General features: G+C 71.0%; 2 protein-coding genes. Both read right to left on the bottom strand.

Annotated elements, in window-relative coordinates:
• Positions 1–2,633: hypothetical protein (locus tag ACFYPN_RS33605; RefSeq protein ID WP_389303681.1), on the bottom strand; the 2,633-nt coding region annotated here is incomplete at its 3' end.
• Position 2,634: 1 nt separating this feature from the next.
• Positions 2,635–4,824, bottom strand: coding sequence for a phage tail tape measure protein (locus ACFYPN_RS33600; protein WP_388640656.1), 2,190 nt, complete (start codon positions 4,822–4,824; stop codon positions 2,635–2,637).
• Positions 4,825–4,904 lie beyond the last annotated feature (80 nt).

The raw sequence follows: 4,904 nt of genomic DNA, 5'->3' as shown, positions 1-4,904 counted from the left end.
GTGACCGTGACCCGCTCGCCCCCGACCAGCGCGTCGAACGGGAACGAGGCGGGGTGGCTGGCGGTGGTGACCCACCGGGTGCCGTCCGTGAACGCCACGGACAGCGTCGGCGTGGTCGCGGTGGCCGCGGCTGCGAGCTGCGATCCGCTGGTGTCGTAACGGCCGCGCACCGCGTCGTCGTAGACGCCCACGGACCAGACCCGGCCCGGGCCGCAGTTGAACGTCAGGTCCCAGCTGTAGAGGTCGAGGACCTCGGTCTGTCCGCGCACCATCAGGAGCGCCGGTTCCGGGGGCAGCCAGGCGGGGAGGTTGTCGATGCGCAGCAGGTCGCCGAGTTCCAGGCCGAGGACGCTGGGGGTGAGGGCGGGTGCGGCGTGCAGCATCACGTGGACTGCCGGGTAGCGCGGCTCGTCCGCGGTGCCGAGGTGGGCCAGCCACCCGGCGATCTGCTGGGCCTGGTCGTCGGAGCCGAGGGACAGGGTCACCTCCGTGTCGTAGGTACCGACGCCTCCCTGTTCGGGGGGCAGGGTCGAGAGCGGGCCGGACGTGATCTCGACCCTGCCGGAGGACCCGCCGTCGCGGGTGACGGTGACGTCGTTGCGTAGCCGCTGGTCGTCCTCGGCTGGCTCCAGCGGCGGGGCGACGTGACCGGTGGTGGTGTAGTTGAGGACGAGGCCGGGCGTCTGGTTGTAGAGCGAGGCCCGGTCCCGGTAGTGCAGCGCGGACCGGTCCCGGCGCTCGAAGAGCAGGCCGCCGTCCGTGGCGGCGACGTCGCCCACCAGGTCGAGGAGCTCGGCCGCGTGCTGCGGGCCCAACATCTGCTGGGCGACGCCCGGGGCGCCGATGGTGAACGTCATCGGGAGCAGGCCGCCGGACTCGGCCGACAGGCGGGCCAGGCGGTTGCTCGCGTACTCCGTGTCGTAGGCGGTGAGCGCCCCGTCGTAGGCCGTGGTGGTCGGGGTGCTGAACACCGAGAGGTGCCCGATGGCCATTCCGTCGAGAGCCGCCGCGTAGCCACCGGGCGGGCCGCCGACTGTACGGACGCGTCCGATCGTCCCGGTGAACGACGAGCCGAAGTGCCCGGCCGCGCCGCCGACGTCCTGCCAGTAGATGTCCCACTGGACCATCACGCCCACCTGCTCCACCTGGAACCAGACGGAGTTCCACTGGTTGTAGAGGTCCAGGCCGGTGCCGATCAGCTGGGTGATGATGTCTGTTCCGCCGGCGTCTCGGCCGATGATGCGCGACCCGGTCGAGGACTGCTGGATGTACCACTCGGCGATGGTGCCGCCCGCCGTCAAGATGCGCATGAACGTGTACATGGTCGCGTTCGGGGTGTCGAGCCGGTACACCCACTGCACCCGCCACCCGGTCGGGCTGCCGCCCGGTGCGGGTACGGCCCCCGTCATCTGGGCGAGGTCGCCCCCGGCGGACGCCAGCACGGGCAGCGGGGCGGAGGACGCCAGGGTGGTGGCGCTGGCCCACGTTGCCCGGGACAGCTGGAGTGGTTGTACGCCGGTGACCGGGCTGGAGGCGGCCGTCGCGAGGGCGCCCTCCTCCATCGGCCAGTACGCGAGCAGGGACGTTGCGCGGGGGATGCTGCGGCGCAGGGTCGAGTCCAGGGGTTTCCGGCCCTGGCCGAGGCGCCGCAGGATGCCGGCCGCCTCGATCGGTACGTAGACGTCCTTGCCGGAGACGTCCCACCGGGCCGGCCAGGACGCGACCTCACCGACGAACCGGTACGCCCGGTTGCTGACGCGGGCGGTGCCGGTCACCGACCAGGCCCTGCCCGCCGAGTCGGAGAACGCGGTGGTGCCCTCGGCCAGCGCCCGGAAATCGGGGGCGGCCACGACGGTGCCGCCGATGCCGTTGCGGACCTCGGCGCGGTGGATCAGGGCCTGCGGCGGGGTCCAGCCGGGGGCGGCCACCGGGGTGATCTGGAGCGGCGCCGTGCTCGCGTAGACGCTGGTCACGAACGCCCCGGTGCGGGTGTCCATGGCGGTCCACGGGCCGCTCAGCGACGGCGCCCAGTAGCCGATGGCGGTGTGCCCGCCCGCCCCGTTGTCGATGTCCAGGGTGGCCCGCACAGCTGCCCGCCGTGGGAGCGCCGGCAGGAGCCACTGCCAGAGGTAGATGCTCGTCCCGTCCGGCGACCAGTTCAGGACCAGGTAGCCGTTTTCCAACCGGAGGTTGTAGCTGCGCTGGGCCGTGGCAGAGATCCACTTTCCGAGCAGCCCCTGGATACCTGGCTGGGACCAGTCGGCGGTCACCTCCACGCGCAGGTCGATGTCCCCGGTGATGTCGAGGGCGGCGACGTCCGGTGTCGAGGCGAGCCCGGCCAGCGTCCCGTCGAGGGACAGGTAGGACTCCGGCCCCGGGACGGACACCCGGATCGGGGTGTTGCGGCCGATGAGCCCGTAGTACGGCGACAGGGGGTTCTTCGGCGAGTACGTCCCGGACCGGTTGTTGAGCATGAGCGCGCACGACGACGGGTCCGCGGTGGTGCCCTCGTCGGGCACGCCCCGGGTGATCGTGATCGGGGACCGGGTGTAGACGTCGGCGGAGATGTCCGTCCACGTCGCGCCCACACGGAGTTCGGTCCGCACGTCCAGCGGTGTCTGCGGGAAGGCCACGTTACGCCCCTTGTCCGAATGCGGTTTGCACGTTGCCCCGCCCGTCCGTGCGGACGATGGTGCGAATGATCTTCTTGAGTGCCTCGGGGCCGGTGACCTCGATGCGGATCACCTGCGCGCCGCCCCCGCTGGTCATGATTGGAGCGGCGCCGCCCATGCTCCGGCCGACACCCATCACGGCGGCGGGGGACGGGGCTTGGACCAGACCGCCCATCTTCTGGGCGAGCTGGCCCTCGGTGGACTCGATGCCGTCGACGATGCCCGGGGGAATCCACCGGCCCACGACGTCGGCCATCAGGCGCGACGGTGAGTGGATGCCGAGCGCCTTGGCGATCGGCCCGGGGATGATGCTCTTCGCGAACCCGGTGAGCTGTCCGGCAAGCCACGGGCCCATGGACTGGATGCCGTGCCAGAGCCCGGTGACGATGGCCACGCCCTTGCTGTAGAGCAGCGTCCCCAGGCCCGAGACGGCCCGGCTGATGCGCCCGGGCAGGCCCGCCACGAACCCGATCAGGCCCACCGCCTTGGACGCGACGCCGGTCTTGATGCGGTCCCAGTGCCGGAGGAAGATCCCGACGATCGACCACTTGATGAAGAACCCCAGGATCGCCGTACCGATGGCGGCGACCTTGGCCCAGACCCAGTTCCAGGCGGCCATCGTCCACGCTTTGATCTTGTCCCAGTTGGCGTAGATCAGGATGGCGAGCGCGATCACGGCGGCGATGATCCAGCCGATAGGGCCCATGGCGATCAGCCACTGTGCGGCCATGACGGTGGCCCAGATCACGGCGCGTCCGGCCATCAGCAGGAACTGGGCTGCGGCGGTCAGCCCGGCCCGGACTACCGCGGCGATCCACGTGCCGATGGACACGAGCGCCGACCCGACCCAGGCGCCGGCCGTGGTGGCCGCCGAGACGACGGCGGCTCCCGCGATCCGGGCGTAGGCCATGAGACCCATCGCCATCATCCGGGTCCAGTTGCCCATCACGCCCCAGCACGACGCGGTGATGATGGCGTGCGCGCCGGCCACCACGGAGGAGATCGCCGAGTAGGTGATCATCGCGACCTTCACGGTGACGACCAGCGCCGCGAGTCCGGCGAACGCGATGAGGAAAGGCTTCACCGCCGTCTCGTGCTTCTCGGCGAAAGCCAGGATTCCGCCTGCGGCCTGGCCGAGCTCCACCATGACGGTGCGCTTGAACTCCTCCAGCTGCTTCTTCGCGGTGCCGCCCATCGTCTCGGTGAGCTTGTCGGCGGCGCCCGTCGCCTTGTCCATCCCGGCGGTCGCTGCGGCGGTCGCCGGGTCCATGGCGTACAGGGCGTCGCCCATGATGTTCGCCGGGTCACCGAACAGGGCGGCAGCAGCATTGAGCCGGACCTGCTGGTTGGCCGTTCCGCGCAGCGCGGTCAGGGTCTTGCTGAGCGCCTTCTCGGCCTGGTCGCCACCGGCGCCCATCATCTTCGCGACGTCCTTGGACGACAGGCCGATCGACTTGTACGCGGCATCGACGGCCGCGCCGCCGGCGGTCGCCCGCTCGCCGAACTGGCCGATCGCGTCGGACACCTGGTCGGCGTCGCGGGCACCCGCGCTGACGGCCTGGTTGATCAGCCCGATGGACGTCTCGCCGTCGAGCCCGACGCGCTTCCACTGGACGCTGTACTCGTTGAGGGATTCGAGCAGGTCCCCGGACTTGTCGGCCGCGGTGCCGAGCCCAACGGCGATGATGTCGAGGGCCTCGTCGGCGTTGTCGGCGAGACCGGTCCGGACCATCTGCCCGGCTGCTGCGGTGGCGATCGTGAGGTCCTGGTCGAACGCCTCAGCCAGGGCCATCACCTTGGTGGTGACGCCCTCCAGGCCGCCCTCTGCCTGGCTGGTGTCGCCGATGTTCTGGTAGACGCCCTTGATGGCGAGGTTGACCTCGTCGATGTTCTCGCCCCAGGCGTGCGAGTACACCGACGCTGCGGCGTCCCCCGCCGCCTGCGCTTCGGCCGGCCCGAGCCCGAGCTGCGCGGTGAGCTTGGCGTTGGCCGACTCCAGGTCGAGGGCTTCGACGAGGGAGGCGCCGAGCAGCGCGGCGAACCCGGCGCCGATGGTGGCCGCCGCGGTGTTGAACTTCTCGCCCATCTTGCCGACGGTCTCGGAGGCCCGGTCCCGGGCGACCAGGTTGAACACCAGCGACGTGTCAGCCACGGGACCACCTCACCTGTTCAGTTGTTGGCCGCCTCGTCGGTGGCCTGCTTGTACTGGTCGAGCCAGTCGAGGAGCACGTC

Source organism: Streptomyces sp. NPDC005576, assembly GCF_042871745.1.
In the GTDB taxonomy this organism is placed as follows: Bacteria; Actinomycetota; Actinomycetes; order Streptomycetales; family Streptomycetaceae; genus Streptomyces.
This window is presented reverse-complemented; position numbering and strand designations above follow the sequence as displayed.